A 5,405-nucleotide genomic window follows, 5' to 3' on the forward strand; every position below is an offset into this window, starting at 1 on the left:
TTGTTCATCTGGATGACCCCGCCACGTCTGGTCCTTTGCTGGCCCGCACCGCCACGAATGAATGGGTGCTTGACCTGCGTTTACGCCTGCGCGGTGGCGGGCCCACAGGTCGTCTCAAGACCAGGAAAGCAGAAAAACTGAAACGCAAAAAAGAGCTAAGCGATGCGCTGCAAGTGTTCAAGTCAGCAGAAAAATCCACGACAGCCGACCTGAAAAAAGCGCAAGACGACATGCTGGCTGCGAAATCCGACGCCTATGGTCTCTTATCCAGACGGTATGTAGAAAAACTGGAGGGGATGATCAATGGCTATCAACAGGCGCTTGGACAGTTAGGTGAATGGCGTAACCTCGGGGGCTCGGAGGGTTACCTCTACGACTTGCTGCGCCTGAGCACCGAGTTGCAAAGAGACCTGTCGTTTTGGTTCACGATAAAAAAAATCGAGTACGCCCTGTTAACCGATGGACTGGCAGAAGCCACAACCCCCGAAACGCTGACGCAGCAGGTCTTTGTCGAGAAGATCAAGTTGGCGACCGAGTTGAGCCACCAAATGGTCGAGAAACTGAACCTGTCGAACGCCACACTTGAGGGCATCAGTGCGTCCGGGCGGGCGGGAATCACCCAAGCCATCGAGATCTCCCGGCTAATGMCATCGTTCACAGTGTTGCAACTGAAAGCCAACGAAATTGGCATGGCCCAGGAACTCTGCATGCAGGAGCAGGCCGGTTCGAGCATGTCCGAAGCCCGTGACGCCATCGGTAACATTCTGGTGAGCGCCGGCGAGGGCGCACATCAAATTGCGAACCTGGCAAAGGGGACCGCTGTCGCTACTGATTCCCCGAGCCCCATTGAAGTGCTGGATAATCTTGTCGAGGTCTTTGCCAACGCCGATCAGCGAATCCAGGAACTTCCTGAGACGTTCCCCGAGCTGTTCAAACAACTTCAACTCGATCATGTGCGCAAACTCATCAACGAGTTTGCCCAGGTGACGCAAGACCACCTTCATAAACTGCTGCCCGAGGAAAACCAGCCGGAACTCCCGGCTCCTGCGCGTGCGGGCACCTCGCGAGCACCGGTCAAAGTGAGCAAGTCCCGGCCCCGCGACCGCGGTAAAAATGAACCCGCTAAATCCCCGGACACGCCCCTCAAACCATTCAAAGCCACGACTCACCAACAACCCGCCCCGGTGCAACAAGACCTGGAAATCATCAACGATGGCCTGGAACTGAACCTCGATACCAACAGCTTTATAGAACGCACTCGCAAAGACGCTTTGCGCCCAAAACGCATACCCGTCGAAATGCAGGAGTTGTTCGAGCAGCGAGCACTCAAGCTGGAACAGAGTGCGAACAATGTCGAGCTGGCCATGAACCGGATCAAAAAAGCCGAAGGCACTCCCCCCGCCGTCGCATCACTTGGCCTTGAACTGCGCGAGGCGGCAACACGACTGCGCAAGGAAGGTGTTGGTGTTCGAGCCCGTTTGTACAAACAGCGAAAACCGGTACAAAGCGCTTTCAGATGGATGCATGAAAACCAGCAGGTTGAACTTCGCCGCGACAAGCAAGGCCGAATCCAGACGAAGCAGTTGGGCGACTATTTTCAGGAATACCGGATTCTGGATAAGACAAACAAAAACTCGGCGTTATGGGTCGCGCATTTCCACTACGAAACCTTGAAGAGTCCGGGCGATAAACCCAAGGCGGTCCACCTGAAGATTTCGGATGACTATCTGAAAACGCTCACACCCGAGCTGCAAGCGCTACTCAATACCGTCGAACCCATTGATGGCGTGCTGCGAAGAATAGTCAATCCCGAACTGCTCAAACTGTTTTTGGACCTGGAGCCCGCGCTACAGAACTGAGTAGCCTCTGCTCAGCGCCAGGCTTTTTCCAGACGCCGGAGTGCAGCAAGGATCGCCACTTCGGGCACCGCCGCAAAACCCAGGACCAGCCCGGCGCGCTGGTCCGGCGGCCGTTGCGAATCCGGTAACCAGTAGCTGCTGAGCGCATTGATCTCGACATCAACACTGACGGCTTTTTCCACCAGTTCGCGCTCGCGGGATTGAGACTCGACTGCCACCGTCAGATGCAGTCCTGCCGCGACACTTGGCAGACTGCCAATACCTGGAATGTTCTGCGGCCAACCTGCCAGCAATGTATTACGCCGGCTCAGGGCGGCACGGCGCATGCGGCGTATGTGTCGTTGAAAGTGCCCGGCGGCCATGAACTCGGCCATCACCGCCTGGGTGCTCACTTCGGAATGCCGGACGTCCACCGCCCGCCGCTGAGAAAACGCCTGCACCAGCGCCGGTGGCAACACCAGATAACCCAAACGCAATGCTGGGAAGGCGACTTTGCCAAAGGTCCCGACATACAACACCCGCCCCTGCCGATCGAGCGCCGCCAATGGTGCCAGTGGTGCGCCGCTGTAGCGGTATTCGCCATCATAGTCGTCCTCGACGATCCAGCCTTGGGTGCGCTCCGCCCAGGCGAGTAATTCAAGGCGTCTCGCCAGACTCATCACCACCCCTGTCGGGTATTGATGCGAGGGCGTGACATACGCCAGCCGACAATCACTTAACCCGGCCAATTCCCGGCAATCAATGCCTTCACTGTCCACCGCCACGCCGTGCAACCGCGCACCGGCCACGGCAAACGCATGCCCCGCCGCGCGATACCCCGGATTTTCAATTGCAACCCCGTCCCCAGGTTCCACCAGCAGCTGTGCACAAAGGCTAATCCCCTGCTGCGCGCCACTGGTGATCACTATTTGTTCAGCCGTGCATTGCATGCCCCGTGAACTGCGCAAATAGGCGGCGATGAGTCCGCGCAAACGCTCGTCACCCGCCGGATCGCCGTAACACAGCTGCTGCAAATCCGGTTTACGCCAGAAAGCCGCATTCAGCTTGGCCCAGACCTCGAAAGGAAACAGATCAAATGCCGGCACACCGACCCGAAATGCTCGGGGTGGTCCACTCGGCGGCAAGGCCAAATGGTTCTTTTCAACGCGCCCCAAGGCACCGCTGTGGATAACTTTACTGGATGAAACCACAGGTAAATCCAGCCGATTTGTGGATAAGGTTGTGGGTAACCCTGTTGACAACCCTGTGGATACTTTTGTGGATAATTTTTTCGCCGGGAACGCGGTTTGGGGCAATTGTGCGACGTAAGTTCCGTCTCCGACTCGACCTTCGATAAAGCCCTCGGCATAGAGTTGATCGTAGGCTCGCACCACACTGTTTCGGGAGATCGCCAGCGCTGCCGCCAGATCGCGACTGGCCGGTAATCGCGTGCCGCTCGCCAAGCGTCCGTCCAGCACTCTCAGGCGCAATGCCTGATAAAGCTGACGACTCAGCCCCTGACGGCGATCGAGTTCGATACCGGCGGGATTGAACGACAGGGAAAGCGGCGCATCCGGCATGGTAATGGACCTATGAAATTGGTCAGTAATGGCTCTTACAACAGACCAATAGCCTGCCTAGGATAGAGACATTCGCCAAGGAATTTTTCCATGTACAACCCCAGCAGCTTTGCCATCAGAGATTTGGATGAACTGCGGCAGCAAATCCTCGGTACCCGCCTTGCCATGGTGGTGACCCACGGCGAGCAAGGCCTGCAAGCCAGCCATCTGCCGTTGTTGTTCAAACCTGATGAAGGTCCCAATGGCACCCTATATGGCCACTTCGCCCGCGCCAATCCGCAATGGAAAGACTTGCAGGATGGCGCTGAAGCGCTGGTGATCTTCGCCGGTGCCGATGCTTACATCAGCCCGGGGTTTTATCCGAGCAAAGCCGAACACGGCAAAGTCGTGCCGACCTGGAATTACGTCGCCGTGCACGCCTATGGTACAGCCGACGTATTCACTGATGCCGAGCGCCTGCTCAACCTGGTCAGCGCACTGACTGATCGTCACGAAGCCGGCCGCACCCAGCCGTGGAAAGTCGCCGACGCTCCCGTCGACTACATCGACGGCATGCTCAAGGCGATTGTCGGGTTTGCCCTGCCTATCCAGCGTCTGGAAGGCAAACGCAAGCTCAGCCAGAACCGCAGCACCGAAGATATCGCCGGTGTGCGCGAAGGGCTCGCCGCCAGACCCGATGTGCACGATCAGGCTCTCGCCCACTTGATGCGTTAAGGAATGAACATGAGTCAGATTGAAATTCGCCAGGTCAGCGCCGACGACCATGCCGCCTGGCTGCCGCTGTGGCAAGCCTACCTGCGCTTCTACAACACCGAGTTGCCTGACACGGTCACTGGCAGCACTTGGCAGCGCATGCTCGACTCGACTGAACCGACACATTCGGCGTTGGCGTGGATCGATGGCAAAGCGGTCGGCATGGTGAACTTCATCTACCATCGCTCGAACTGGAGCATCGAAAACTCCTGCTATCTTCAAGACCTGTTGGTGACGCCAGAAACCCGCGGCACCGGCGTCGGCCGCAAACTCATCGAATTTGTCTACGCCACCGCCAAAACGGACGGTTGCGGTAAAGTCCACTGGCTGACCCACGAAACCAATGCCACCGCGATCCAGCTCTACGAGCGCATCGCCGAACGCCCCGGTTTCATCCAGTTTCGCAAAGCCCTTTAAGGTTCAAGGAGAACACCATGTCGACTTCACTCGCGGAATGGAAAGGTGCACCGGCGCCCACCGTTCAAACGATCGAAGGGCGTTTCATTCGCCTGGAAAAACTCGACCCGGCGCGTCATGGCGAAGGCTTGTTCAACGCCTTGCAAGGCCCCGGTGCCGATCCGAAGCTCTGGGACTATTTGCCTTATGGGCCTTTCCCGGAGCGTAGTGCATTCAACGATTGGCTGAACAACCATGCGGCCAACAGCGACCCGTATTTTTTCAGCGTGATCGACCGTGTCAGCGGTGAGGTGCAGGGAATTCTCAGCCTGATGTCGATTGTCCCGGCACAAGGTCGCATCGAAATCGGCCATGTAACCTTCGGCGCACCGATGCAGCGTTCACCGAAAAGTACCGAGGCGATTTACCTGCTGGCCAAGGAGTCGTTTGCGCTGGGCTATCGCCGCCTGGAGTGGAAGTGCAACAACGGCAACGCCCGCTCCAAATACGCGGCCGAGCGATTGGGCTTCAGTTTTGAAGGGGTTTTCCGCCAGCACATGGTGGTCAAGGGCCAGAACCGGGACACCGCGTGGTATTCGATGCTGGACTCGGAGTGGCTGGCGATTGGCGCGGGGTTTGAGCGCTGGCTGAGCGTTGAGAACCAGACGGGATCGGGGCAGGTGAAAACGTTGGTGGAGTGCCGCGGGTAAGCACATAGGGTTTTTCKTCGTACCTGTGGCGAGGACTCCCTCGCCACAAATTTTGTGCTGTTTTGTCAGCTCAAGTCGCGCCGGATCCGCACTACGCCCATCTCCAGACCAAACGGTCTGAACACTGC

Annotated in this window: 4 protein-coding genes and 1 pseudogene; 4 read left to right on the top strand and 1 reads right to left on the bottom strand. The window is 57.6% G+C overall.

Translation table 11 applies throughout. The features are described 5' to 3' along the window. Positions 1-1,859, top strand: a pseudogene (locus AC1DRJ_RS18365) (hypothetical protein); the annotation flags it as partial. Positions 1,860-1,870: 11 nt separating this feature from the next. Here the strand turns inward: AC1DRJ_RS18365 and pdxR are convergent. Continuing rightward, complete coding sequence (pdxR, locus tag AC1DRJ_RS18370) at positions 1,871-3,418, bottom strand: MocR-like pyridoxine biosynthesis transcription factor PdxR (RefSeq protein ID WP_477803411.1); 1,548 nt, start codon at positions 3,416-3,418, stop codon at positions 1,871-1,873. Between the two features lie 90 nt (positions 3,419-3,508). Here pdxR and AC1DRJ_RS18375 point away from each other — a divergent pair, with 90 nt between their 5' ends. From AC1DRJ_RS18375 to AC1DRJ_RS18385, 3 genes are read left to right on the top strand one after another with little or no spacing between them, the layout of a single operon-like run. Next, on the top strand, positions 3,509-4,132 hold the full coding sequence (locus AC1DRJ_RS18375; RefSeq protein ID WP_477803412.1) for an FMN-binding negative transcriptional regulator: 624 nt from the start codon (positions 3,509-3,511) through the stop codon (positions 4,130-4,132). 9 nt (positions 4,133-4,141) lie between these two features. Further along, positions 4,142-4,588: an N-acetyltransferase family protein gene (locus tag AC1DRJ_RS18380; protein ID WP_477803413.1), complete on the top strand. Its 447-nt coding sequence runs from the start codon at positions 4,142-4,144 to the stop codon at positions 4,586-4,588. Between the two features lie 17 nt (positions 4,589-4,605). Continuing rightward, positions 4,606-5,277 (top strand): GNAT family N-acetyltransferase, encoded by a 672-nt coding sequence (locus AC1DRJ_RS18385; protein WP_477803414.1) that lies wholly within the window; start codon positions 4,606-4,608, stop codon positions 5,275-5,277. Positions 5,278-5,405: the final 128 nt, after the last annotated feature.

The sequence above is a fragment of the Pseudomonas sp. P5_B2 genome, from assembly GCF_056400445.1.

Excerpts from the sequence above, each read along its gene's own strand:
- AC1DRJ_RS18385 (WP_477803414.1), top strand. The coding sequence starts at position 4,606 with ATGTCGACTTCACTCGCGGAATGGAAAGGTGCACCGGCGCCCACCGTT.
- pdxR (WP_477803411.1), bottom strand. The coding sequence starts at position 3,418 with ATGCCGGATGCGCCGCTTTCCCTGTCGTTCAATCCCGCCGGTATCGAA.
- AC1DRJ_RS18375 (WP_477803412.1), top strand. The coding sequence starts at position 3,509 with ATGTACAACCCCAGCAGCTTTGCCATCAGAGATTTGGATGAACTGCGG.
- AC1DRJ_RS18380 (WP_477803413.1), top strand. The coding sequence starts at position 4,142 with ATGAGTCAGATTGAAATTCGCCAGGTCAGCGCCGACGACCATGCCGCC.